General features: G+C 71.9%; 19 protein-coding genes. 7 read left to right on the top strand and 12 right to left on the bottom strand.

The window, feature by feature from the left end; genetic code table 11:
• Positions 1-11 precede the first annotated feature (11 nt).
• Complete coding sequence (locus ACZ46W_RS07210; RefSeq protein WP_468332749.1) at positions 12-1,370, top strand: M14 family metallopeptidase; 1,359 nt, start codon at positions 12-14, stop codon at positions 1,368-1,370.
• 183 nt (positions 1,371-1,553) lie between these two features.
• On the opposite strand, the gene ACZ46W_RS07205 is transcribed toward ACZ46W_RS07210, so the two are convergent.
• The 4 genes from ACZ46W_RS07205 to ACZ46W_RS07190 form a co-directional block, all read right to left on the bottom strand.
• On the bottom strand, positions 1,554-2,984 hold the full coding sequence (locus tag ACZ46W_RS07205) for a GntP family permease (RefSeq protein WP_468332746.1): 1,431 nt from the start codon (positions 2,982-2,984) through the stop codon (positions 1,554-1,556).
• 83 nt (positions 2,985-3,067) lie between these two features.
• Positions 3,068-3,472, bottom strand: a complete 405-nt coding sequence (locus tag ACZ46W_RS07200) for a RidA family protein (RefSeq protein ID WP_468332743.1) — start codon at positions 3,470-3,472, stop codon at positions 3,068-3,070.
• Positions 3,469-4,233, bottom strand: a complete 765-nt coding sequence (locus ACZ46W_RS07195; protein ID WP_468332740.1) for an IclR family transcriptional regulator — start codon at positions 4,231-4,233, stop codon at positions 3,469-3,471. The genes ACZ46W_RS07200 and ACZ46W_RS07195 overlap by 4 nt, the downstream gene beginning before the upstream one ends.
• On the bottom strand, positions 4,230-5,267 hold the full coding sequence (locus ACZ46W_RS07190; RefSeq protein ID WP_468332737.1) for a sugar kinase: 1,038 nt from the start codon (positions 5,265-5,267) through the stop codon (positions 4,230-4,232). Before ACZ46W_RS07190 ends, ACZ46W_RS07195 begins: the two co-directional genes overlap by 4 nt.
• A 123-nt stretch (positions 5,268-5,390) precedes the next feature.
• Here ACZ46W_RS07190 and ACZ46W_RS07185 point away from each other — a divergent pair, with 123 nt between their 5' ends.
• Positions 5,391-6,674 carry an amino acid deaminase gene (locus tag ACZ46W_RS07185; RefSeq protein WP_468332734.1) on the top strand — a complete coding sequence of 428 codons (1,284 nt, stop codon included), beginning with the start codon at positions 5,391-5,393 and terminating at the stop codon, positions 6,672-6,674.
• An 11-nt stretch (positions 6,675-6,685) separates the two neighbouring features.
• Positions 6,686-8,263 carry an N-acyl-D-amino-acid deacylase family protein gene (locus tag ACZ46W_RS07180; protein WP_468332731.1) on the top strand — a complete coding sequence of 526 codons (1,578 nt, stop codon included), beginning with the start codon at positions 6,686-6,688 and terminating at the stop codon, positions 8,261-8,263.
• Here ACZ46W_RS07180 and mptB read toward each other — a convergent pair.
• The 3 genes from mptB to ACZ46W_RS07165 form a co-directional block, all read right to left on the bottom strand.
• Positions 8,260-9,720, bottom strand: coding sequence for a polyprenol phosphomannose-dependent alpha 1,6 mannosyltransferase MptB (gene mptB, locus ACZ46W_RS07175; RefSeq protein WP_468332728.1), 1,461 nt, complete (start codon positions 9,718-9,720; stop codon positions 8,260-8,262). The genes ACZ46W_RS07180 and mptB overlap by 4 nt on opposite strands.
• Positions 9,721-9,767: 47 nt before the next feature.
• Positions 9,768-10,664: a S1 family peptidase gene (locus ACZ46W_RS07170; protein WP_468332725.1), complete on the bottom strand. Its 897-nt coding sequence runs from the start codon at positions 10,662-10,664 to the stop codon at positions 9,768-9,770.
• Between the two features lie 121 nt (positions 10,665-10,785).
• Complete coding sequence (locus ACZ46W_RS07165) at positions 10,786-11,565, bottom strand: SDR family NAD(P)-dependent oxidoreductase (RefSeq protein WP_468332722.1); 780 nt, start codon at positions 11,563-11,565, stop codon at positions 10,786-10,788.
• Positions 11,566-11,692: 127 nt separating this feature from the next.
• Between ACZ46W_RS07165 and ACZ46W_RS07160 the strand changes: the two genes are divergently transcribed.
• Both ACZ46W_RS07160 and ACZ46W_RS07155 read left to right on the top strand, forming a co-directional pair.
• A complete protein-coding gene (locus ACZ46W_RS07160) occupies positions 11,693-12,904 on the top strand; it encodes a pyridoxal phosphate-dependent aminotransferase (RefSeq protein WP_468332720.1) in 1,212 nt (403 codons plus the stop codon).
• Between the two features lie 92 nt (positions 12,905-12,996).
• Entirely contained in the window at positions 12,997-13,401 is a 405-nt protein-coding gene (locus ACZ46W_RS07155) for an SCO4983 family protein (protein WP_468332717.1), read from the top strand.
• 225 nt (positions 13,402-13,626) lie between these two features.
• On the opposite strand, the gene ACZ46W_RS07150 is transcribed toward ACZ46W_RS07155, so the two are convergent.
• Positions 13,627-15,450, bottom strand: a complete 1,824-nt coding sequence (locus ACZ46W_RS07150) for a phosphoenolpyruvate carboxykinase (GTP) (protein ID WP_468332714.1) — start codon at positions 15,448-15,450, stop codon at positions 13,627-13,629.
• Between the two features lie 207 nt (positions 15,451-15,657).
• Here ACZ46W_RS07150 and trhA point away from each other — a divergent pair, with 207 nt between their 5' ends.
• Together trhA and ACZ46W_RS07140 are read left to right on the top strand one after the other, a co-directional pair.
• A complete protein-coding gene (trhA, locus tag ACZ46W_RS07145; protein WP_468332711.1) occupies positions 15,658-16,335 on the top strand; it encodes a PAQR family membrane homeostasis protein TrhA in 678 nt (225 codons plus the stop codon).
• A 117-nt stretch (positions 16,336-16,452) separates the two neighbouring features.
• Positions 16,453-17,085, top strand: a complete 633-nt coding sequence (locus ACZ46W_RS07140) for an acyl-CoA-like ligand-binding transcription factor (RefSeq protein WP_468332708.1) — start codon at positions 16,453-16,455, stop codon at positions 17,083-17,085.
• Here the strand turns inward: ACZ46W_RS07140 and ACZ46W_RS07135 are convergent.
• Genes ACZ46W_RS07135 through ACZ46W_RS07120 form a run of 4 tightly spaced genes read right to left on the bottom strand, consistent with a single transcriptional unit; the run spans position 17,063 to position 23,620 of the window.
• Positions 17,063-19,465 (bottom strand): galactose oxidase-like domain-containing protein, encoded by a 2,403-nt coding sequence (locus ACZ46W_RS07135; protein ID WP_468334676.1) that lies wholly within the window; start codon positions 19,463-19,465, stop codon positions 17,063-17,065. The genes ACZ46W_RS07140 and ACZ46W_RS07135 overlap by 23 nt on opposite strands.
• Positions 19,466-19,515: 50 nt before the next feature.
• Positions 19,516-20,697: a glycosyltransferase gene (locus ACZ46W_RS07130; RefSeq protein ID WP_468332706.1), complete on the bottom strand. Its 1,182-nt coding sequence runs from the start codon at positions 20,695-20,697 to the stop codon at positions 19,516-19,518.
• A complete protein-coding gene (locus ACZ46W_RS07125) occupies positions 20,694-22,415 on the bottom strand; it encodes a phospholipid carrier-dependent glycosyltransferase (RefSeq protein WP_468332703.1) in 1,722 nt (573 codons plus the stop codon). The genes ACZ46W_RS07130 and ACZ46W_RS07125 overlap by 4 nt, the downstream gene beginning before the upstream one ends.
• Positions 22,412-23,620, bottom strand: coding sequence for a glycosyltransferase (locus ACZ46W_RS07120; RefSeq protein WP_468334673.1), 1,209 nt, complete (start codon positions 23,618-23,620; stop codon positions 22,412-22,414). Before ACZ46W_RS07120 ends, ACZ46W_RS07125 begins: the two co-directional genes overlap by 4 nt.
• Positions 23,621-23,864: the final 244 nt, after the last annotated feature.

Genomic DNA, 23,864 nt, shown 5'->3' with positions numbered 1-23,864 from the left:
CAGGAGACGACATGCGCTTGCGCATACGCGGCATACGAAACATACGCGGCAGAAGGTCCGCCACCCTCACGGCCCTCCTGGCGCTCGCCGTCGCGGCCCCGCTCGCCGCCACCGCGACCGCGCCGCCCACCGACATCCCGGCCGCCTCCGCCGCCACCACGGAGGAGGTCATCCGCCAGTACGAGATCCACGGGCCCTCCACCCCCGCCGAACGCACCGCCATCGCCGCCACCGGCGTCGCGATCGACGAGGCCGACGACCACGCGGTCGTCGTCAGCGCCAACGCCGAGCAGGCCCGCAAGCTGCGCGCCCTCGGCCACAAGCTGGAGGCCCTGCCCGCCCCGCCCGACCGGACCGGCGGCAAGGCCGTCGGCGCCATGGACTTCCCCTCCGCCGACGCGCGCTACCACAACTACGCGGAGATGAACGCGGAGATCGGCCAGCGGCTCCAGCAGTACCCGAACATCATGAGCCGCCGCGTCATCGGCAAGTCGTACCAGGGCCGCGACATCGTCGCCATCAAGATCAGCGACAACGTGGCCACGGACGAGAACGAGCCGGAGATCCTCTTCACCCACCACCAGCACGCCCGCGAGCACCTCACCGTCGAGATGGCGCTGTACCTCATGCGCGAGTTCGGCGCGGGCTACGGCTCCGACTCCCGGATCACCAGCGCCGTCAACAACCGCGAGATCTGGATCGTGCCGGACCTCAACCCCGACGGCGGCGAGTACGACATCGCCTCCGGCTCCTACCGGAGCTGGCGCAAGAACCGGCAGCCCAACTCCGGCTCCTCGTACATCGGCACGGACATGAACCGCAACTGGAACTACAAGTGGGGCTGCTGCGGCGGCTCCTCCGGCTCCCCCGGCTCCGACACCTACCGCGGCACCGCCGCCGAGTCCGCCCCCGAGGTCAAGGTCGTCGCCGACTTCGTCCGCTCCCGCGTCGTGGGCGGCAAGCAGCAGATCAAGGCGGGCATCGACTTCCACACGTACAGCGAACTGGTGCTGTGGCCCTACGGCTACACCTACAACGACACGGCCCCCGGCCTGACCCAGGACGACCGCGACGCCTTCGCGACCGTCGGCCGCAAGATGGCCGCGAGCAACGGCTACACCCCCGAGCAGTCCAGCGACCTGTACATCACGGACGGGTCCATCGACGACTACCTGTGGGGCGCGCACAAGATCTTCGGCTACACCTTCGAGATGTACCCGCGTTCCGCCTCCGGCGGCGGCTTCTACCCGCCCGACGAGGTCATCGAGCGTGAGACCAGCCGCAACCGCGACGCGGTGCTGCAACTCATCGAGAACGCCGACTGCATGTACCGCTCGATCGGCAAGGAGCAGCAGTACTGCTCCAACTGATGCCGTAACACGCGTGAAGGGGCGCCCGGCCGACGGCGGAAGGCCGGGCGCCCCCCGCCCCGGCCGCCGCCGCCCGGCCACCGGTCGACGAGCTGACACCCCGGGACCCCGCACGCCCGGGACCCCGCACGCCCATGCCCGCACGCCCCGGGACCCGCGCGCCCGGGGGCCCGCTGCCCGGCCTCAGACCGCCAGGCTCAGCGCCGCCGCGACCGCGAAACCGGCGACCGACAGGACCGACTCCAGGACCGTCCAGGACTTGAGGGTGTCGCGCTCGGAGATGCCGAAGTACTTGGCGACGATCCAGAAGCCGCCGTCGTTGACGTGCGAGGCGAAGATGGAGCCGGCCGAGATCGCCATGATGACCAGCGCCAGGAACGCCTGTGAGTGGCCGCCGTTGTCCACCAGGGGCAGCACGATGCCGGCCGTCGTGACGATGGCGACCGTCGCCGAGCCCTGGGCGACGCGCAGGACCAGGGAGATGAGGTAGGCGAGGACGACGACGGGCAGACCGATGCCGTTGAAGGTGTCGGAGAGCGCCTGGGCGACGCCGCTGCCTTTGAGTACGGCTCCGAAGACGCCGCCGGCGCCGACGACGAGGAGGATGTTGCCGACCGGCTTGAGGGACTGGGTGGACACCGACTCCAGCGACGCGCGGGACCAGCCGCGCCGGACGCCCAGCAGGTAGTACGCCATGACGAGGGCGATCGTCAGCGCGACGAAGGGGTTGCCGAAGAACTCCACGACCGAGCGGAGGGTCGAGGGCTCCAGGGCGACGGAGGAGAACGTCGCGGCGAGGATGAGGACGAGGGGCGTGCCGATGATGGTGAGGACGGTGGACAGGGCGACCGGGGCCTCCGGGGCGCCCTTCCGGTCCGCCGCGACCGCCGCCTTCGCGTCCTCGGCGGCCTCCACCATGTCCTCCGGTACGGGGACGAAGAGGCGCTTGCCGATCCACGCGGCGTAGGCCCAGGCGGCGAGGACCGCCGGGACGCCGACGACGACGCCCATGAGGATGACCCAGCCGAGCGAGACGTGCAGCAGTCCGGCGGCGGCCACCGGGCCGGGGTGCGGGGGCAGGAAGGCGTGGGTCATGGACAGGCCGGCGAGCAGCGGCATCGCGTAGAGGAGGATCGAGCGGCCGGAGCGCTTGGCGGCCGCGTAGACGATCGGCGCGAGGACGAAGATGCCGACGTCGAAGAAGACGGGGATGCCGAAGATCAGGCCGGTCAGGCCCATGGCGAGCGGGGCGCGCCGCTCGCCGAAAAGCCCGAGGAGGCGGGAGGACAGCACCTCGGCGCCGCCGGACACCTCGAGGATCGCGCCGAGCATGGTGCCGAGGCCGATGATGATGGCGACGTGGCCGAGGATGCCGCCCATGCCGGTCTCGATGACGGAGGTGGCGGCCGACTTCTGGACGGTGCCGAAGAGTTCGGTGACGGACAGCCCGGCGGCGAGGCCGACGGCTATGGAGACGGCGAGCAGCGCGACGAACGGCTGGAGCCGGACCTTGATGATGAGGAGGAGCAGGAGGGCGATTCCGAGGGCGGCGACGGTGAGGAGACCGGCGGTGCCGTCGATGAGGAGGAGCAGTCCTCCGCTGTGCACGGGCATGGGATCTCATTTCGGGCAGGGCGGATCGCGGCACGGCGCACCGGGGGTGAACGCCGTGCCGTCGTGCGGCTCGTGAAGGGGGATCAGTCCAGGACCGCCAGGGCGTCGATCTCGATGAGCAGGCCGGCGGGGAGGCCGACGTAGACCGTGGTGCGGGCGGCGGGGGGCACGGTCAGGTGGGCGAAGTACTCGTTGTAGATCTCGTTCATCTCGGCGAAGTGCGCCGTGTCCGTGAGGTAGACGCGCATCATCATCACGTCGTCCCAGCTCGCGCCGCCCTCCTTGAGGACGGCCTCGACGTTGGCGAGCGTCTGGAGGGTCTGCTCGCGGAGGGTCGGCCCGGCGGGGGTCGGCGCCTGGCCCTCGACGGCGGGGAGGAAGCCGACCTGGCCGGCGACCTGGAGGATGTTGCCCTTGCGGACGCCGTGGGAGAACGTGGCGGGCGGGGCGGTGTGGGTGGCGGGGGTGATCGCGGTCTTCTCGGTCATGCGGTCGCTTCCTTGGGTGGGGTGGTTCCTGAGTACTCGCCGCTGATGGCGTCGGCGGTGCGGCGTACCAGCGGGAGCAGGGCGAGGAGTTCGTCGGCGGTGACGACCACGTTGGGCGCGGACACCGACATGGCGGCGACGACCCGGCCGTCCGCGCCGCGGATGGGGGCCGCGACGCAGTTGATGGACTCCTCGTGGCCGCCGAGGTCGGTGGCCCAGCCCTGTTCGCGTACGGCCGCCAGCTCCTGGAGGAAGGCGGCGGCGTTCGGGATCGAACGGGCCGTGTACATGGGGTAGTCGAGCTTCGCGGCGAGCGCGCGCCGCTCGGGCTCGGGCAGGTCGGCGAGGAGCAGCTTCGCCACGGCGGCGACGGTGATCGCGACGGGCTTGCCGATGCGCGAGTACATCCGGACCGGGTAGCGGCTGTCGACCTTGTCGATGTAGAGCACCTCGCCCTCCTCGTACACGGCGAGGTGCACGGTGTGCCCGGTCTCCTCGCCCAGCCGTACGAGGTGGGGGTGGGCGATCTCGCGGATGTCGAGGTTCTCGACGGCTTCCTGCGCGAGGGCGAACAGACGGGCGCCGAGGCGGTAGCGCTGGTCCTCCTGGCGGTAGACCAGGCCGTGTTCGTGGAGGGTGCGCAGCAGCCGCAGCGCGGTGGATTTGTGTACGCCGAGGGCGTCGGCGACCTGTCCGAGGTCGGCGGGGCCTCGCGCGAGCAGCGGCAGGATGCTGAGCGCGCGGTCGACGGTCTGGCTCATGGCGTACGTACCTCCTGGTCTTCCCCGGTCCGCGTCCAGCCGGGGCCGAGGTGCAGTCTCCCCCAGGCGGTGTCGTCCAGGTCGGCGAGGCGGTCGGCGTGTGCGGTGGCGGGCGGGGCGCCGAGGTCACCTGGGACGGTGAGCGCGGCGGCGGCCATGAGGTGCCCGTGCCGGAGGCGCCGCGTGAGCGTGAGCCCCCGGAGGGTGCCGGACAGGAACCCGGCGGCGAACGCGTCCCCGGCGCCGACGGGGGCGACGACGTCCACGCGGGGCGCGGGCACGAAGACGACGGCGTCGCCCTCGGGGGGCGGCGCCCCCGGCCCCTCGCGGCTGTACGCCGTCGCGCCGCGCCCGCCGTGCTTGACGACCACCACCGCCGGCTCCGGGAGCGCCTCCCGGATGGCAGCCGCGCCCCGCAGTCCCCACGCCGCCTCCGCCTCGTCCTCGCCGACGAACACGAGGTCGGCGTTCCGGGCGAGGCCGAGCAGGACGGCGGGGTCGGCGTCGCGCCACAGGTTCGGCCGGTGGTTGACGTCGAAGGAGACCAGGGGGCGGCCGGGGCGGCGGGCGGTGAGCGCGTGCGTCAGGGCGAGGCAGCCGTCCGAGAGCGCGGCGGTGATGCCCGACAGGTGCAGGACGCGGCCGGTGGCGACGTCCTCGTAGGGGACCGTCTCCGGGGACATCGCGGAGGCGGCGGACCCGGCGCGGTAGTAGACGACCTCGTGGGCGTCGGTGCCCCGGTCGGTGGCCGTGCGGAAGTAGACGCCCGTCGGGCGGTCGGGGTCGCGGCGGACGGCGGCGGTGTCGACCCCGTACGCGGCGACGGCCGCCACCAGGTGGTCGCCGAAGCCGTCGGCGCCGACGCGGCTGACCCACCTCGTCCGGTGGCCCGCCGCCGCGAGCGCGCAGGCGACGTTGGACTCGGCGCCCCCGATGGCGCGGGTGAAGGACGGCACGTCGGCGAGGCGGCCGGGGCGGGAGGGCAGGAATGTGACCATGGACTCGCCGAGGCAGACGACGTCGAGTGCGGTCACGCTGGGGGCTCCTCACGGGGTCCGCCGGATCCATTGACCCGGCGTTGCGCCGGATGTTAGACACCACTGAGCGATATACGCAATGACCGTTGCAGAGAATGCAACAGATGGGGAGGGGGCGCCATGGCCGCCGCACACCTCAGGGCCGAGCACCTCACGCGGGAGCGCGTCGACCACCGTTTCAAGGGCCTCCCCATCGACGCCGAAGGGCTGACGGTCGGCGAGCTGGCCGCCCAGCGCCGCGACCTGTTCACCGGCGGCTTCACCACCCCGGTCCTCGCCCTCTCCGCCGAGGCCCTGGAGCACAACCTCGCGCTGCTGGAGACGTACGCCGAGCGGCACGGCCTCGCCTTCGCCCCGCACGGCAAGACCTCCATGGCGCCGCAGCTCTTCGACCGGCAGATCGAGTACGGCGCGTGGGGCATCACGGCGGCCGTGCCGCACCAGGCGCGCGTCTACCGGACCTTCGGCATCCGGCGGATCTTCCTCGCCAACGAGCTGGTCGACCCCGCCGCGCTGCGCTGGCTCGCCGACGAGCTCGCCGCCGACCCGGACTTCCACTTCATCTGTTACGTCGACTCCGTACGCGGCGTGGAGCTGATGGACCAGGCCCTTTCCGGCAGGGCGCCGCGCCCGGTCGACGTCGTCGTCGAGCTGGGCGCGGGCGACGGCGCGCGCACCGGGGCGCGTACGGAGGCGGACTGCGCCGCCGTGGCGGACGCCGTCGCCGCGACGAGCACGCTGCGCCTGGTGGGCGTGGCCGGGTACGAGGGCGAGGTGCCGGCGGCGACCACCGACAACGTACGGGCCTGGCTGCACCGGCTCACGGCCATCGCCGTCGAGTTCGACAAGGCGGGCCGGTTCGCGGACGACCTGGACGAGATCGTGGTCAGCGCGGGCGGCAGCGCCTGGTTCGACACGGTCGCCGAGGTGTTCGCCGAACTGCCGCCGCTGTCCCGGCCGGTGCTGAAGCTGCTGCGCTCCGGCGCGTACGTGTCCCACGACGACGGCCAGTACCGCAACCTCACCCCCTTCAACCGGGTCCCGGAGGAGGGTGCCCTCCAGCCCGCGTTCCGGCTGTGGGCCCAGGTGGTGTCCCGCCCGACGGCGGAACAGGCCTTCGTCAACGCGGGCAAGCGGGACGCCGCGTACGACCTCCACCTCCCCGAGGCGCAGGTTGTCCGTTCCGCCCGTGACGGGTCGGTCCGCCCGGCGGACGGGATCACCGTGACCCGCCTCTCCGACCAGCACGCCTGGCTGGAGACGACCGCCGAGGCCGAGCTGGAGGTGGGCGACTGGGTCGGCATGGGCCTGTCGCACCCGTGCACCTCGTTCGACAAGTGGCAGCTCATTCCGCTGGTCGAGGCGGACGGCACGGTCGTCGACTTCATCCGTACCTTCTTCTAGGGGCGGCCGGCATGGACCTCGTCATACGGGACGTACGCGTCGTCGACGGCACCGGCGGCCCCTCGTACCGCGCCGACGTCGGTGTCACCGGCGGCCGCGTCGCCGCGATCCGCCGGGAGGGCGAGCGCCCGCTGACCGGCGCGCGGCTCCTGGACGCGCACGGGCTGGCCCTGTCCCCCGGGTTCATCGACATGCACGCCCACAGCGACCTCGCGCTGCTCCGCGACCCGGACCACAGCGCCAAGGCCGCGCAGGGCGTCACGCTCGAAGTGCTGGGGCAGGACGGCCTGTCGTACGCGCCGGTCGACGACCGCACCCTCGACGAGGTCCGCCGGGCCATCACCGGCTGGAACGGAGGTGCGCCCGGGGACACGACCATCGAGTTCGACTGGCGGACGGTCGGCGAGTACCTGGACCGGCTGGACCGCCAGGGCATCGCCGTCAACGCGGCCTACCTCGTCCCCCAGGGGACGGTCCGGGCGTACGCCATGGGCTGGGACGACCGCCCGCCGACCGACGCCGAACTCACCCGTATGAAACGGCTCGTCGCCGAGGGCCTGGAGCAGGGCGCGGTCGGCATGTCGTCCGGCCTCACCTACACGCCCGGCATGTACGCGCGTGTCGCCGAACTGACCGAGCTGTGCCGGGTCGTGGCGGCGTACGACGGCTACTACTGCCCGCACCACCGCAGTTACGGCGCGGGCGCCCTCCAGGCGTACGAGGAGATGGTCACCCTCACCCGGGAGGCCGGCTGCGCGCTGCACCTGGCCCACGCCACCATGAACTTCGGCGTCAACAAGGGCAGGGCGCCCGAGCTGCTGGCGCTGCTCGACGAGGCGCTGGCGGACGGCGCCGACATCTCGCTCGACACCTATCCCTACACGCCCGGCTGCACGACGCTCGTCGCCCTGCTGCCGAGCTGGGCGAGCGAGGGCGGCCCGGAAGCGGTCCTGGCCCGGCTGCGGGACGGCGCCACGGCCGAGCGGATCCGCCACCACCTCGAAGTCACCGGCTCGGACGGCTGCCACGGCGTACCCGTCGAGTGGGACACCATCGAGATCTCGGGCGTTTCCGCGCCGGGACTGGCGCACCACGTCGGGCGCCGCCTGGACGGCTGGACCACCGCCCGGCGGCTGCTGATCGAGGACGGCCTCGGCACGACGATCATCCAGCACGTCGGTCACGAGGAGAACGTCCGCGCGATCATGCGCCACCGCGTCCACACCGGCGGCTCCGACGGCATCCTCCAGGGCACCAAGCCCCACCCGCGCGCCTACGGCACCTTCCCGCACTACCTCGGGCGGTACGCGCGTGAACTGGGCGTCCTGTCCCTGGAGGAGACCGTCGCCCACCTCACCTCCCGCCCCGCCGCCCGCCTCCGCCTCGCCGACCGGGGCCTGGTCCGCGAGGGCTACCGCGCCGACCTGGTCCTCTTCGACCCGGCCACGGTCGCCGCCGGCTCCACCTTCGACGCCCCCCGCACCCTCCCGGCCGGCATCCCGCACGTCCTGATCGACGGCCGCTTCGTCATCGAGGACGGACGGCGCACGGACGTCCTGGCGGGCCGGGCGATCCGGCGCACTTGTTAGGTACGGGCCGTGCCCGGCTCCGCCGCGCGCGAGCCGGGCACCCGGCCGTCGGGTCCCGGGGCGGTGGCCGCCTCCCGGCGTACCAGCACCGTGCCCGCGGCGCACGCGGCGGCCGCGAGGGCGAAGCCGTACGCCGGGGTACTGCCCGAGGGGGCCGTTTCGTAGGCGAGGGCGGTGGACAGGACCAGGACGACGCGGGCGGCGCGGCCGTGCGGGGCGGTGGCGGCGATCACGGTGGCGCCCCACAGCAGGTACCAGGGCTGGACCATCGGGGAGAGGGCGACCAGGCCGAGGAGGGCCAGGCCGAGGGCGTGGACCGGGTCGAGGCGGCCGCGTGCGGAGCGCCGGGCCAGGTGGGCGATGAGCACGAGCGCCGCGGCGAGACCCAGGCGCTGGACGGTGACCTTGACCGGGTCCGGGTCGGTGCCGAGCAGCAGGCGCAGCAGCTCGCCCAGGGCGAGGCCCAGGTCGCTGGTGGCCGACAGCGCGGTGTGGATCGTCCCGGCGACGCTCTGGGTCCGCAGCCAGCCGAAGCCGGTTCCGGCGGCCAGGGTGGTGGCCACGGCCACCGCCCCGGCGACCGCCCCCGGTGCGAGCAGCCCCTTCGCCACGCGCCGTACGAGCGGGCCGGTCGCCGCCCTGCCGACGATCACGCCGATGAACAGCAGCGCCACCGCCGCCGGGGACTTGACCATCACCGCGAGCCCGACGACCGCGCTGCCCGCGATCCACCGGCCGCCCCGGGCGAGGACCACGCCCGTCAGCATGAGGGCGATCATCAGCCCGTCGTTGTGCATGCCGCCCACGACGTGCACGAGGAGGAGCGGGTTGAGCGCGCCGAGCCACAGAGCACCGCTCTCGTCACCGGCGAAGGACCGCCCGAGCCGGCGCAGCGCCCAGACGATCAGGACCAGCGCCGCCACCGCGATCAGCCGCATGCCGAGTACCGCGGGCACGATCGTCCCACCCGTCACCCAGGTCACCGCCTGCGCCAGCACCAGGAAGACCGGCCCGTACGGGGCGGGCGTGTCCGTCCAGTTGCCGCCGACGCTCGCGGCCGCGTCCCCGCCGAGGCCCGCCGGGTCGAGTACGGAGGGCCCGGCGCCGTAGACGTCGTGGCCCTCCAGGACCATCGCGCCCTGGGCTACGTAGCTGTAGACGTCGGCGCTGTGCAGGGGCGGGGCGAGGAGCAGCGGGGCCGTCCACCAGCCGAGCGCGGTCAGCGTCTCGCGCACGGACGCCCCGGCCCGTCCGTACCCCCACCAGGCGACGACCAGGGCGGTCAGCCCGGCGTACGCGAGGACGGCGGCGGCCACCGTGGCCGCCGGCCCGTGGGGGACCCAGATCCCCCACGGATCGTGGGCCGGCAGCGCACCGGCGGCCCAGCCGCCGGCGGCCACCGCGGCCGACCCGGCCGCACCCAGCCGGCGGTACCCGGCAGCGCTCATTGCCCACATGACCAGCCAACCTATCGGGCGGGCCGGGCGAGTCGCGCTACGGCCGGCTACGGCTTGGGCAGGGCGCAGCCCGGGCGGCCGAGGTCGATCTTGTTGCCGGTTCCGACGCAGGCGACGATGGTGTACGTCTGCTGGCCGTAGTTGATCCCGTGGCGGACGGTCACGGTGCCGTTCTCGTCGACCTCGCAAGGGTTGTTCATGGTGCAGCGCCCGCCGTCCTCGTTGCCGGTGTTGTTGACGCCGACGACCTTGCCGGTGGCGTTGTCGATGACGGGCGAGCCGGAGGTGCCGCCGATGGTGTCGCAGGCGGCGGTGTAGCGGATGGAGTCCTTCATCGTCCAGCCGGCTTCCTTCAGGCGGTACGCGAAGCCGTCGATCGAGCAGCTATAGATCCGCTTCCAGTAGCCGGAGACCACCTTGATGGCGGTGCCCTGGGCGGGGCGGGTGGCGTTCAGCTCCAGGGCCTTGATGCCGTACCGGCTCTCTATCTGGGCATACGTGCTGGTCAGCTCGTACAGGGAGACGTCGGTGTCGGTCATGGTCGCGTACGCGATCTTGGAGGCGCGGAGGGTGGAGACCTTGGTGCCGGCGGAGTTGAGCAGACTGAAGCCGCGGGTGGACGGCTTGTCGACGACGACCGTGCCGGGGCCGGGCATGCCACTCTCCAGGCAGTGGCCGTTCGACAGGACGAGCGCGGGGTCGGTCGGCTGGGAGCCGGGTACGCGGACGACGGAACCGGAGCAGTTGCTGAGCGCGACAGTGCCGGCGAAGTTGACGGCCTTGGCGGTGATCCCGGCGGTGGCCCTGGCGGCGGGGGCGGTGGTCTTGGCGGTGGGCGCGGTCTTGTGGGGGGCGGGAGTGGGTGCCGGGGCTGCCGTGGCGGTGGTGGCGCCCGCTCCGAGGAGCGTGAACGCGAGCAGCGCGCCGGCGAGAGGCTTTCGCATGTGGGGGGTCCCCTCTGGGCGATGACTTTTGTCATGCGCATTGTGAGGGGCCCTGCCCGGCCGGGAGGAGAGCGTTTTCGGCCGCGCGCGCCCGGCGGGCCCGGGCGCCTGCCGTCAGTCGTCAGTCGTCCGACAGCACCTGCGCGAAGCCCGTGTTCACCGCCATGAGGCCGCCGTCCACGCGGAGGGTCGTGCCCGTGACCCAGGAGGCGTCCGGGGAGGCCAGGAAGGCCACCGCCGCCGCGATGTCCGCCGGCTCACCCACTCGGCCCAGCGGGTAGACCCGGGCGGCCAGGGCCTCCAGCTCGCCCTCCCGGCCCTCCCAGCCACGGGTGCGGATCGTGCCGGGGTTGACCTGGTTGACGCGGACCCCGCGCCGGGCGGCGTCGGCCGCCAGCGTGCGGGTGAGCGAGGTGAGCCCGGCCTTGGCGGCGCTGTACGCGTGGCCGCCGAAGGCCTGCTCGGCGTTGACCGACCCGATGTTCACGATCGCGCCCCGCCCCGACGCCGCCAGGTGCGGCAGCGCGGCCCGGGAGCAGCGCAGCGCGCCGACCAGCGTGACGTCCAGGGACCGCTGCCAGGTCGCGTCGCTCTCGTCCTCGAACCGCGGGGCGTCCGGGGTGCGCGCGAAGGCGTTGTTGACGAGCACGTCCAGGCGGCCGAAGGTCGCCACGGCGTACGCCACCGCCGCCCCGACCGCCGCCGGGTCGCTCACGTCGCACCCGTACGCCGCCGCCTCCGGGATCGTGCCGGCCACCTCGCGCGCGAGGTCCTCGTCGATGTCGGCGACCAGCACCCGGGCGCCCTCGTCCGCGAGCCGCCGCGCGGTGGCCTCCCCGATGCCGCGTGCCGCGCCGGTGATCAGTACGCCGTACCCGTCGAAACGTCCCAGAGCGCCCATCCGGCGATGATCCCGTGCGCGTGCGGGGCGATCAAGGGCGCCCCGCACCGCCCGGCCGCCGCCGCTCACGGGGCGAAGTGGCACAAAACACGAGGCGCCCCATCCGTCGCCGCCGTAAGCTCGCGACATGCAGGTGATCCAGTCCACGAAGCTCGCCAACGTCTGTTACGAAATCCGGGGCCCGGTGCTCGAGGAGGCGATGCGGCTGGAGGCTGCGGGTCACCGGATCCTCAAGCTCAACACCGGCAACCCCGCCGCCTTCGGCTTCGAGTGCCCGCCCGCGATCCTGGAGGACATGCTCCGCAACCTCGGCGAGTCGCACGGCTACGGCGACGCCAAGGGGCTGCTGTCGGCCCGCCGCGCGGTGATGAGCCACTACGAGACCAAGGGCATCCCGCTCTCGGTCGAGGACATCTACCTCGGCAACGGCGTCTCGGAGCTGATCCAGATGTCGATGCAGGCGCTGCTCGACGACGGCGACGAGGTGCTCGTACCGGCGCCCGACTATCCACTGTGGACGGCGTCCGTGTCACTCGCGGGCGGTACGGCGGTGCACTACCGCTGCGACGAGCAGGCCGACTGGATGCCGGACCTCGCCGACATCGAGCGCAAGATCACCGACCGGACCAAGGCCCTCGTCATCATCAACCCGAACAATCCGACGGGTGCGGTGTACGACGACGAGATGCTGCGCGGGCTGACCGAGATCGCCCGCCGCCACAACCTGGTGGTCTGCTCCGACGAGATCTACGACAAGATCCTCTACGACGGTGTCACGCACACCCCGACCGCCGCGATCGCGCCCGACCTGCTGGTCCTGACCTTCAACGGCATGTCGAAGAACTACCGGGTGGCCGGTTACCGCAGCGGGTGGCTGGCGGTGTGCGGGCCGAAGGCGCACGCCTCCTCGTACATCGAGGGACTGACGATCCTCGCCAACATGCGGCTGTGCGCCAACATGCCGGCGCAGCACGCGATCGCCGCCGCGCTCCAGGGGCGGCAGTCGATCGAGGCGCTGGTGCGGCCGGGTGGGCGGCTGCTGGAGCAGCGGGACGTGGCGTACGAGCTGCTGGTGCAGATCCCGGGCGTGACGTGCGTGAAGCCGAAGGGCGCGCTGTACCTGTTCCCGAGGCTCGACCCGGACGTCTACAAGATCAAGGACGACCGGCAGATGGTCCTGGACCTGCTGCGGGCCGAGAAGATCATGGTGGTGCACGGGACGGGCTTCAACTGGCACGAGCCGGACCATTTCCGGATCGTCACCCTGCCGAACGCCACGGACCTGGCGGACGCGGTGACGCGGATCGGGAACTTCCTGGACGGGTACAGCCAGCACTGACGGTCACACCCGGATACACATGGAGTCAACTCAACTTTAGACAGAATCCAAGGTAGGATGGTCTCCTGTCGAAGAGCAGGAGGCCGTCCACCATGTACGAACCGATCCGCACCAAGTCGGTCCACCGGATGGCCGACGACGCCCAGGACCGCATTCCGCACCGCTCCCGCGAGGAGGAGCTGGACATCCAGCTCGCCGGGCACCTCGCCGCCCTGCTCGCCGTGACCGACGAGCTCGGCGACGACGCGGCGGCGGAGCGCATCGCCCAGCAGGTCGCCCGGCTGCGCGGCGCCCCGCCCGCCCGCCACGCGGGCCTCACCGGCGCCGACCCGGCGGCCCTGCACGGCCGCGCCCACGCCCTCGCCGGCCGCGCCCTGGTCGTCGCCGCCTCCCGTGCCGACACGGCTGCCGCGATCCTCGCCGCCGAGCGCATGGACGCGCACACCGCCGCGCTGAACGACCTCAGCGGCGACCGCCGCCCGGTCAGCGCCCTCTGAACGGCCCCGGTCCGCGCCCGGGGAGGGCGCGGACCGGGTTGCCACCCCCTTACGACCTCACGACTCCGGCCTCGGACGCCGTTCGGCCCCCGAAGCCTGAGGGGGCTTCGGGGGCCGATGTGATCGTGGCGGACCGTCGTGACCCCACTGGTCAGGGCGGTTGTCGGGGCAGCCCGCCACGAGTCATGAGGGGCGCTGGCTCGGCTCGGCCGGGCTCGGCCGGGCTCAGCCCAGGCGCTCCACCAGCGCGTGGTACTCGTCCCACAGCTCCTTCGGCGTGTGGTCGCCGAAGGTGTTGAGGTGCTCGGGCACCAGGGCGGCCTCCTCGCGCCAGACCTCGGTGTCGACCTTCAGCAGGAAGTCGAGGTCCTCCTCCGGCAGTTCGAGCCCTTCGGTGTCCAGGGCCTCGCGCGTCGGCAGGATGCCGATCGGGGTCTCGACGCCCTCGGCCTTGCCGTCCAGGCGCTCGACGATCCACTTCAGGACGCGGCTGTTCTCGCCGAAGCCGGGCCAGACGAACTTGCCGGCGTCGTTCTTGCGGAACCAGTTGACGTAGTAGATCTTCGGCAGTCGGGCCTGGTCCGCGTTCTTGCCGACCTTGATCCAGTGCGCCATGTAGTCGCCCATGTTGTAGCCGCAGAACGGCAGCATGGCGAACGGGTCGCGGCGCAGCTCGCCGACCTTGCCCTCGGCGGCGGCGGTCTTCTCGCTGGCGACGTTGGCGCCGAGGAAGACGCCGTGCTGCCAGTCGAAGGACTCGGTGACCAGCGGGACGGCGGTGGCGCGGCGGCCGCCGAAGAGGATCGCCGAGATCGGCACGCCCTTGGGGTCCTCCCACTCGGGCGCGATGATCGGGCACTGCGAGGCGGGCACGGTGAAGCGGGCGTTGGGGTGGGCGGCCGGGGTCTCGGAGTCCGGCGTCCAGTCGTTGCCCTTCCAGTCCGTGAGGTGCTTCGGCGCCTCCTCGGTCATGCCCTCCCACCACACGTCGTTGTCGTCGGTGAGCGCGACGTTGGTGAAGACGGCGTTGCCCCACAGGGTCTTCATGGCGTTGGCGTTGGTGTGCTCGCCGGTGCCGGGCGCGACGCCGAAGAAACCGGCCTCGGGGTTGATCGCGTACAGCCGGCCGTCCTCGCCGAACCGCATCCACGCGATGTCGTCGCCGATCGTCTCGACGGTCCAGCCGGAGATCCTGGGCTCCAGCATCGCGAGGTTGGTCTTCCCACAGGCGGAGGGGAAGGCGGCGGCGACGTACTTCGACTCGCCCTGCGGCGGAGTGAGCTTGAGGATCAGCATGTGCTCGGCCAGCCAGCCCTCGTCGCGCGCCATGACGGACGCGATGCGCAGGGCGTAGCACTTCTTGCCGAGGAGGGCGTTGCCGCCGTAGCCGGAGCCGTAGGACCAGATCTCACGGGACTCGGGGAAGTGCGAGATGTACTTGGTGGAGTTGCAGGGCCACGGCACGTCCTCCTGGCCCTCCTCCAGCGGGGCGCCGAGGGTGTGGACGGCCTTGACGAAGAAGCCGTCCTCGCCGAGCTCGTCCAGGACGGCCTGGCCCATGCGGGTCATGGTGCGCATGGAGACGGCGACGTACGCGGAGTCGGTGACCTCGACGCCGATGGCGGAGAGCGGCGAGCCGAGCGGGCCCATGCAGAAGGGCACGACGTACATCGTGCGGCCCTTCATGGAGCCGCGGAAGATCCCCTTCTCACCGGCGAAGATCTCCTTCATCTCCGCCGGGGCCTTCCAGTGGTTGGTCGGCCCCGCGTCCTCCTCCTTCTCGGAGCAGATGAAGGTGCGGTCCTCCACGCGTGCCACATCGGTCGGGTCGGACGCGGCGTAGTACGAGTTCGGACGCTTGATCGGGTCGAGCTTGCGGAACGTGCCCTTGGCGACGAGCTCCTCGCACAGGCGCTCGTACTCCGCCTCTGAACCGTCACACCAGACGACGTTGTCCGGCTGCGTGATTGCTGCGATCTCGTCGACCCAGGAGACCAGCTCCTGGTGATTGGTGGGGACGGTGGTGGGAGCCGCATTACCGCGCGCCACGATTGCTCCTTGTTGAGGGGTTTTGGGTTGTCTGCCCCGTGGGGGCTGCGACCCGGATGCTTCACTGCATGGATCATTGGCGCTCATCCGGTGCCGACCGCACTCATCTGATCATCCGTGCCCTATGCGCATATGTCCAGAGGGCCTCTCACGTGAGCATTGCCACTCCTGCCCGGTACCTACGGGGCCGTCGGTAGCATTCCCGGCATGACTGCAGCCGTGTCCGAAGTGACCGAGATAGACCCTCCGCCGGTGAAGCCGAGGCTGCGCGGCTGGCTGCACGCGGGCATGTTCCCGGCCGCCCTCGTCGCGGGCATCGTCCTCACGGCGCTCGCCGACTCGACACGCGGCCGGATCGCCTGCGGCGTCTACGCCGTCACCGCCTGCCTGCTCTTCGGCGTGAGCGCCCTCTACCACCGGGGCGACTGGGGCCCGCGCGCCACCGCCGTGCTGCGCCGGCTGGACCACGCCAATATCTTCCTGATCATCGCGGGCACCTATACCCCGCTGACGCTGCTCCTGCTCCCCCACTCCACCGGGCGGGTGCTCTTGTGGGCGGTATGGGCGGCCGCGGTGGCGGGGATCGCGTTCAGAGTGTTCTGGGTCGGCGCGCCGCGCTGGCTGTACACGCCCTGCTACATCGCGATGGGCTGGGCGGCGGTCTTCTTCCTCCCCGACTTCCTGCGCACCGGCGGCATCGCGGTGCTGGTCCTGGTGGTCGTCGGCGGGGTGCTCTACAGCCTGGGCGGCATGGTCTACGGGCTGAAGCGCCCGAACCCCTCGCCTCGGTGGTTCGGCTTCCACGAGGTCTTCCACTCCCTCACGCTCGCGGCGTTCGTCGTCCACTACGTCGGTATCTCGCTGGTGGCCTACCAGCACGCCTGACCCACCGGCCCCGTACGGAAACGGCCGTGGCGTCTTTGCGCCACGGCCGTTCGCATGCCCTCGCGGGCGCCCGTCAGGGCGTGGTCGGGCACAGGGCGATGGCCGACAATGAGCCACATGGCCGCCGAATTCCTCGACTCGCTCGATCAGCTCACCGCCACGCACCCGCCCCTGGGGCTGCGCGAGCGCAAGAAGCTCAAGACCCGGATCGCGATCCGCCGGGCCACCTACCGGCTGATCGCCGAGCAGGGGTACGAGGCGACCACCGTCGAGCAGATCGCCGAGGCGGCCGAGGTGTCGCCGAGCACCGTGTTCCGGTACTTCCCCACCAAGGAGGACATCGTCCTCACCGACGAGTACGACCCGGTCATCGAGAAGGCGCTGGGTGAGCGGCCCGCCGGCGAGGACCCGCTGGAATCCCTCCGTGTCGTGATGACCCGGGCCACCGCGGCCCTCCTGGAGCACGAGCCGGAGGAGATGCGCGAGCGGGCCCGGCTGATGGTGGAGGTCCCGGCCATACGCGCCCGGATGACCGAGACGATGGCCGAGACCTCCCAGGTGCTGGCGCGGCTGCTGGCCGACCGCACCGGCCGGGCGGCGGACGACCTGGAGGTGCGGGTCTTCACCGCCGCCGTGATGAGCGCGCTGTGCGAGGCGATGGCCTACTGGGCCGAGCGCGACCAGCGGGACGACCTGGTCGCGCTCGTGCACCGCACCCTGGACACGCTCAGGGGCGGGCTTTCCCTGTAGGCGAGGGCCTCCGGACGTCCCCCTTCCCGCACGCCACGCCGTCCCGGTCCGGGTCCAGCCGCAGTGGGTCGTCCTTGCCGTTGACCTTCGGGCGGCCGTAGTCGTGGACCGCCAGCCAGTCGCAGCGGGCCTTCGTCGTCGCCTTCACCGACGCCGGGAACACCGTCGGTACGCACACCCCCGCCGAGCCGTAGTGCCGGTCGCAGCCGGCGATCCGGGGGCTGACCGGGACGGAGTCCCGCTTCTTCAGCGCCTTCCTCGGCGCCGCGGCGAGGTCGCCGGCGAAGTCGTGGACGTGCGCCGACCGCTGCGCCCCGGCCGCCGTCGCCGCCGGTCCGCCCAGGTGCACCCATCGGGCGATGGACGGGACGCCGCCCGCGTCGACCGCGAAGAGCATGTACCAGCCGGGCGGGGCGAGGTTGGGGTTGCCGGTGACGTTCAGGTCGACCGTACGGTCGTCGATGACGGTGAGCGGCAGGTCGACGAACCTCTGGTTGGGGTCGGAGGAGTGGGTGACGGCGGCCGGGCGGATCAGCTCCGCCTTGGCGATCGGCCGGTCGACCGTGATCCGTTGCGTATCGCCGTAGTTCCAGCGGCTGTCGGTCACGGACGTGATCCGCGGGCGGGCGCCCTTGAACAGGTACGGCGGCGTGTAGACCGACACGTCGTGGTTGTACGAGCCGTTGCCCGGGTTGTCGCCGACCGCCATCACCCGGCCGTCGGGCAGCAGGAACGCCGACGAGTGGTAGCCGCGCGGCACCGGGTCGGCGGCCATGCCCGCCTGGTAGGTGTCGGTGGCCGGGTCGAAGATCGACGCCTCGAAGACCGGGTCGGCCCGGTCGTGCAGCGCGCCTCCGGTCTCCAGCACCTTGCCGTCCGGCAGCAGCACCGCCGACACGTACATCTTGCCCTCGTCGCCGGTCTGCGGGCGCTTGCCCTGGCCCTGGTCGACCAGGCCGTGCGGGATCGGCGGTCCGGCGACGTACCCCGGGTTGGGCTGCTTGAGGTCGATGATGTCGGTGAGGCGGTTGGCGGCGGGGTTGCGCTCGTTGTTGCCGCCGCCGATGGTCAGCACCCGCTGGTCCTGCGCCGGGGGCAGCAGGACGCTCGCCGACTCGTCGCGCTCGTCCTTGTTCCTCAGACCCGGTACGTCGGTGATGGTGTTGGCGTCGTAGTCGTAGATCGAGGCGCCGGTGCCCGGGGTGCCGTTGCCGAAGGTGTGGCTGCCGGAGTAGAACAGCCGCCCGTCCTGCATGAGGATCATCGACGGGTACAGGCCCCAGTAGGACCAGGTCTGCTTGACCTCGTTGACCGGCAGCCACTTGTTCTGCGCGGCCGAGAATTTCTCGGCCGTCACATTGCCGGTGGAGTCCTCCTTCAGGCCGCCGAAGGAGATCACGTCACCATTGCCGAGGATCGTCGCCGACGGGTACCAGTGCCCGTCGTGCATGTCGTTCGTCCTGATGTACGACTCGGTCGCCGGGTCGAAGATGTACGAGTCCTTCAGGCCCTGGTAGCCGATCTTGCCGTCGGCGGACGGATAGCCCTTGTTGCCGCTCATCACCAGCACCCGGCCGTCGGACAACTGCACATGACCGGCGCAGAACATGTCGACGGGGGTGGGGATGGTCTTGAAGGAGCCGGTCGCCGGGTCGTACACGGCGGAGGTGAAGGTCCCGGCCTTGAACATCCCCGGGTCGTTCCCGGAGCCCGCGATCAGCAGCACCTTGCCGTTGTGCAGCACGACGGAGTGCATGGAGCGGACCGGGTTCTTGGTGGGGAGGACCTCCCACTCGCCCTTGGCGCACTCCTCCGCCGTCCCCGTGCACACCGGGTCGGGCGCGGGCGGGGTGACCTCCTCCATCACGTAGTCGTCGGTGGTGACGCTGCCGGTGCCGAAGACGGACACGCCCCAGGCGATCCGGTCGGTGCCCGGCGGCACGACGGGTGTGCGCACCTCGGCCCGGGTGTAGCCACCGGAGAGCGGCAGGGTCTTGAGGTCGGTCCAGTACTGCCAGCCGGCGGTCGCGTCGTGCCGGAAGAGCGTGATCGCCGTGTCGGGGGTCGTCGACTTGTACCAGAGCGACAGGTCGTACTGCCGGTCGGCGGCGACGGCCGGGGCGCAGGCGTCCGACTCGGTGATGAGCGCCTTGCGGTCGCCGTCGAGGCGGCGGGTCAGCTCGACCTTCATGGCGGCGGCGCCCGAGTGGGCGTCGGTGGTGGTGGTGAACGTGAAGTCGTTGTCCCCCCAGCCGGACCTGGACCAGCACTCGGGCATGCCGGTGTGGTCGGTGCCCGGGGTCTCGAAGCCGGGGTTCTTGATGAGGTTGATCCCGGCGTTCGCCGGGGACTGGGCGGCCAGCAGCAGGCCGGAGGTCATGGCTCCGATGGCGAGGAGCGCCACTCTTCGGCGCCGGTGCGGGGTCCGTTTCACCTGGGGTTCCTTCCCGTGCGGGCCCGGCGCGCCGTGCGGGGCAGGTAGACCAGTGCCTCGGTCCCGGCGAAGCGCAGGACGAAGGTGGTCAGCAGCGCGAGGGCGGTGGCGGGCAGCACCGCGAGGTGGAGCTGCCCGACGAACAGGGCGATCAGCGGTATGCGCAGGACCAGGTCGGCGTTGGCGAGCAGCGCGAAGCGCCCCACGCGGTCGGCCCAGTGCCGGTGGTGGCGGCGGTCGCGGAACAGCAGCACCTCGATGAGCAGGAAGTTCCAGGCGACGCCGAACTGGTTGGCGAGGATCTCGGCGGGCAGGTAGTGCAGCCCGGCGCCGGTGAGGACGTACAGGGCGGCCAGGTTCGGTACGAAGCCGGTGAGGCCGATGAGCCCGAAGGCGACCACGCGGGCGAGCGGGGAGGCGGTGCGCAGCTCCACGAGGTGGCGGAGGAACCGCAGCCCTTCCCTGGCGGTGGACTTGGACGCGCCGGCGAACCGCTCCTCGAAGACGAACGGCACCTCGGCGACCCGGGCCGGGCGGCACCGTACGGCCAGCTCCAGCAGGATCTTGTAGCCGAGGGGCCTCAGGGCGTCCGCGGTAACCGCGCTGCGCCGGATGGCGAAGAAGCCGCTCATCGGGTCGCTGATGCCACCCAGGGCGCGCGGGAAGAGGCCCTTGGCGAGCCAGGTCGCCCCGCGCGAGACGGCGACGCGGTAGCCGCCCGCCAGTCCGGCACGGCTGCCGCCGGGCAGGTAGCGGCTGGCGACGACGAGGTCGGCGTCCTCCTTCTCACCGGTGGCGACGAGGTCGGGGACGAGGGCGGGCGGGTGCTGGAGGTCGGCGTCCATGACGACGACCCAGTCGGCGGGGGCCGCCTTGATGCCCTCGACGACGGCGCCGCCGAGGCCGCCGTCGGGGGTGTCGCGGTGGATGACGGAGACGGGGAAGGCGCAGTCCCGGGCCGCGTCGGCGATCACGGCGGGGGTGTCGTCGGTGGAGTCGTCGACGAAGACGATCTCGCACGGGAGGCGGTCGGGCACGGACGCGGCGACGCGGCGCAGCAACTCCCTTACGTTGGCGGACTCGTTGAAGGTGGGGATGACGACGGTGACGGCTCCCGGCTCGGGTACGTCGTCGGTGACCGGGGCGACGTGTTCGGCGCCGGTGGGCTGGATGGTCAAGAGGCCTCCGCTCCGGTGATCCGGTCTCCGGTGATCCGGTCTCCGGTGACTCCGTTTCCGGTGACTCCGTCTCCGGTGACTCCGTCTCCGGTGATCTTCCGGATCTCGATCCGTTCCTCGCCCTCGCCGAAGGTGGCGACGGGCGTCGAGTGCTCCAGCGCCGCCTTGACGGTGGGCAGGTCACGCGCGTCGCGCCGTACGGTCGGGGAGGCGACGACGTAGTCCAGGTCCCGCCAGCCGCGCGGGATCGTCCTCGTCACCGCCGGGTCGAGGTCGGCCTTGTAGAACCAGATGGCGCCGAGCCCTGGCTGGTACCCGGCGTGGACGAGGTCGAGCCAGAGGGCGTCGTCGGCCAGCACGCGCGCGTGGCCCGGGTCGGGGACCTCGTGGGCGAGCCAGTGCGCGGCGGCGCGGTAGGGGGCGTTGGCGTCGGCGGTCATGGCGGTGCGGTCGCCGTCGTACCAGCGCGGGACGACGTACACGGCGGCGGTGGCGGCGAGCAGCACGGCGGCGGCCCGGCGCACCGGGAGCAGGGCCGCGGTGCGGCGGCCCTTGCGCAGCACGGCGTGGGCGACGCTCGCCGCGCCGCCGGCCAGCACCAGGGCCAGGAAAGGCAGGGCCTGGATGACGTACATGGCGGGCAGGTAGCCGGAGGGGCGCATGGCGACGAGCGCCAGGATGGCGACGGCGAGCGCGGGTCCGGCCAGTGCCCGGGCGGTGACCGACCACCTGACGGTGAGCAGGAGCAGGGCGGCGCCGGTGAGGCCGCCGAGCGGCAGGACGCGGTCGTAGTAGAGCCAGGAGTCCAGTACGCCGTTGGAGCCGGTGCCCTCGCTGAGGATGAAGCCCGAGCCGGGGCGGCTCATCTGGTACGTGATGCCGTCCCACAGGGAGACGTGCCCGTCGCCGGGCAGCAGCTCGCCCTTGAGGAGCGCGAACAGCGGGTAGGAGAAGCCGATCAGGGCGCAGGCGGTGATGGCGCCGGTGACGGCGAACTTGCGGGTGTCGCGGTGGCTGTGGCGCCACATGGTCACCAGCAGCGCCGGCAGGACGACGAGCATCGTCTCCTTGGTGAGGACGGCTGTGGCGGCGGCGATGCCGGCGCCGAAGTGGTGCCACAGGTGCCGGTTGGGCGAGGCGGCGAGGCAGAACGCCAGCAGCATCCACATCACGGCGAGGTTGTCGAGGAAGATCTCCCGCTGGAGGACGACGGAGAGCGGGGACAGCCCGAACAGCGCCATGGCGAGCCCGGCGGCCCAGCGCGGCAGCCACAGCCGGCGCGCCAGGACGTACAGCATCACCGCGGAGGCGGCGCTGACCAGCAGCATCGCCAGGCGCATGGAGGCGACCGTCATCGTCTCGGGCGCGATCAGCGAGGGTATCCAGGTGAGGGCGGCGAGCTGCATCCAGCCGAGCGGCGGATGGTCGTACCAGTACGTGTAGTGGGCGAGGCCCCGGCCGTTCTGCACGGCCCACGCCTGGGCGAGGTAGGTGCCCTCGTCGTCGCTGAGGGTGGGGTACTGCTGGATGTTCCAGCCCTGGACCAGCAGGATCGCGACCAGCAGCGCTCCGCACAGGACCAGGTCGGGGCGGGAGCGGCGGAAGCGGACGACGGGCCGGGTGACGAGCCGTCTCCTGCCGTGCGGCGCCGGGGCGGTGGCCGGGCCGGGCGCCGCCGGGGCGGGCGCCGCGGGCGCGGCGGGAAGGGTCGCGGTCATCGGGTGGCTTCCTCCCGTACGAGGTGGGCGCCGACGTGGCTGGTGAGCTCCCACTCGTTGCGCCCGCGCTGCTCGCGCCAGACCGCCCGGACCGCCGCCCCGGCGAGGAGCACCTGGTAGAAGGGCCCGCCGACGATGAGCTTCAGGTAGTGCACGAGCCGTACCCGCAGCCCGTACTGCCGGCCGAAGTCGTGCAGCCCGACGATCTCGAAGACGAACGTCACCAGTGCGGTGATCATCGGCAGGAAGGTGATGAAGGCGACCCCGACGGGCACGTCGAGGAAGAGGGCTATCGCGGCGTTGAGCGGGATGACGACACCGGTGAAGGCCTGCATGAACGGGGTCATGAGGGTGTAGCGGGCCAGCATCCGCTGCCCGAGCGTGGGCAGTTGCCGCCAGTCCTTCTTGCGGTAGACCTGGAGGAAGCCCTGGTTCCAGCGGGTGCGCTGCTTGAGCAGGCTCATCAGCGTGCCGGGGGTCTCCTCACGGGTGACCATGTCGGCGTCGTAAGCGACCACGACCTTCTTGCCGACGCTGGACAGGCGTACGCCCAGGTCGCAGTCCTCGGCCAGGCAGTTCTGGTCCCAGCCGCCGGCCTCGCGCAGCACGTCGGTGCGGACGAAGACGGTGTTGCCGCCGAGTGGGATGAAGCCCTTGGCGGCGTGCAGGTGGAGGCGGGAGCGGAACCAGAAGAAGTACTCCAGGCAGTTGCGCAGGGAGTACCAGCTCGAATGGAAGTTGATGAGCTGGACGCCGCCCTGCACGACGTCGGCGCGGGTGGCGGTGAAGGCGTGGTCCACGTGCGCGAGCAGTTCGGGGTGGACCTGGTCCTCGGCGTCGAAGACGCCGACGACGTCCCCCCGGCAGTACGGCAGGGCGGTGTTGAGGGCCTTGGGCTTGTTCTTGGCCTCGTGGGTGTCGACGACGACCCGTACACGGCCGGGGTCGCGGGCCGCGGCCCGCTCGGCGACCTCGGTGGTCTCCGGGTCGTCGTGGCCGACTATCACGATGATCTCGAAGTCCCGGTGGCTGGACTCCAGCAGCCGGTCGATCGTGTGCTCCAGGACGAGCTGTTCGTGGCGGGCGGGCAGTAGCAGCGAGAACGACAGCCCCTGTCGGCCGTCCGGGCTCTCGAACCGGGTGGCGGCGAGCGTCTCGGGCGTCCGCCAGGCGTGCATCTGCCACCACAGGGTGAAAGCGGCCATCCAGAACAGCGCCAGCGAGATGGCGGCAACGGACACGGAAACGAGCACGGAGAAGTACCCCCCTCCGGCCACACCGCGACGGACGCGGGTGCGCACGCCGGTGATCACACCGGCGGCGCGCCGCCGCGGCAGGGCCGATCCCCAAGAGACATGTCACGGGCGAATCGCGGCAGGACCCCCCTGGCCGTCGACGCCCTCGTTCATGACCCGCACACGGCCTCCCCAGAACGTGCGCGGAGCGTCC

It is taken from the genome of Streptomyces sp. NPDC031064 (assembly GCF_055570965.1).
This window is presented reverse-complemented; position numbering and strand designations above follow the sequence as displayed.

Bases quoted from the DNA above. Each gene is read 5' to 3' on its own strand.
- ACZ46W_RS07210 (WP_468332749.1), top strand. From the start codon at position 12: ATGCGCTTGCGCATACGCGGCATACGAAACATACGCGGCAGAAGGTCC.
- ACZ46W_RS07205 (WP_468332746.1), bottom strand. From the start codon at position 2,984: ATGCCCGTGCACAGCGGAGGACTGCTCCTCCTCATCGACGGCACCGCC.
- ACZ46W_RS07200 (WP_468332743.1), bottom strand. From the start codon at position 3,472: ATGACCGAGAAGACCGCGATCACCCCCGCCACCCACACCGCCCCGCCC.
- ACZ46W_RS07195 (WP_468332740.1), bottom strand. From the start codon at position 4,233: ATGAGCCAGACCGTCGACCGCGCGCTCAGCATCCTGCCGCTGCTCGCG.
- ACZ46W_RS07185 (WP_468332734.1), top strand. From the start codon at position 5,391: ATGGCCGCCGCACACCTCAGGGCCGAGCACCTCACGCGGGAGCGCGTC.
- ACZ46W_RS07180 (WP_468332731.1), top strand. From the start codon at position 6,686: ATGGACCTCGTCATACGGGACGTACGCGTCGTCGACGGCACCGGCGGC.
- mptB (WP_468332728.1), bottom strand. From the start codon at position 9,720: ATGTGGGCAATGAGCGCTGCCGGGTACCGCCGGCTGGGTGCGGCCGGG.
- ACZ46W_RS07170 (WP_468332725.1), bottom strand. From the start codon at position 10,664: ATGCGAAAGCCTCTCGCCGGCGCGCTGCTCGCGTTCACGCTCCTCGGA.
- ACZ46W_RS07165 (WP_468332722.1), bottom strand. From the start codon at position 11,565: ATGGGCGCTCTGGGACGTTTCGACGGGTACGGCGTACTGATCACCGGC.
- ACZ46W_RS07160 (WP_468332720.1), top strand. From the start codon at position 11,693: ATGCAGGTGATCCAGTCCACGAAGCTCGCCAACGTCTGTTACGAAATC.
- ACZ46W_RS07155 (WP_468332717.1), top strand. From the start codon at position 12,997: ATGTACGAACCGATCCGCACCAAGTCGGTCCACCGGATGGCCGACGAC.
- trhA (WP_468332711.1), top strand. From the start codon at position 15,658: ATGACTGCAGCCGTGTCCGAAGTGACCGAGATAGACCCTCCGCCGGTG.
- ACZ46W_RS07140 (WP_468332708.1), top strand. From the start codon at position 16,453: ATGGCCGCCGAATTCCTCGACTCGCTCGATCAGCTCACCGCCACGCAC.
- ACZ46W_RS07135 (WP_468334676.1), bottom strand. From the start codon at position 19,465: ATGACCTCCGGCCTGCTGCTGGCCGCCCAGTCCCCGGCGAACGCCGGG.
- ACZ46W_RS07125 (WP_468332703.1), bottom strand. From the start codon at position 22,415: ATGACCGCGACCCTTCCCGCCGCGCCCGCGGCGCCCGCCCCGGCGGCG.
- ACZ46W_RS07120 (WP_468334673.1), bottom strand. From the start codon at position 23,620: ATGGCCGCTTTCACCCTGTGGTGGCAGATGCACGCCTGGCGGACGCCC.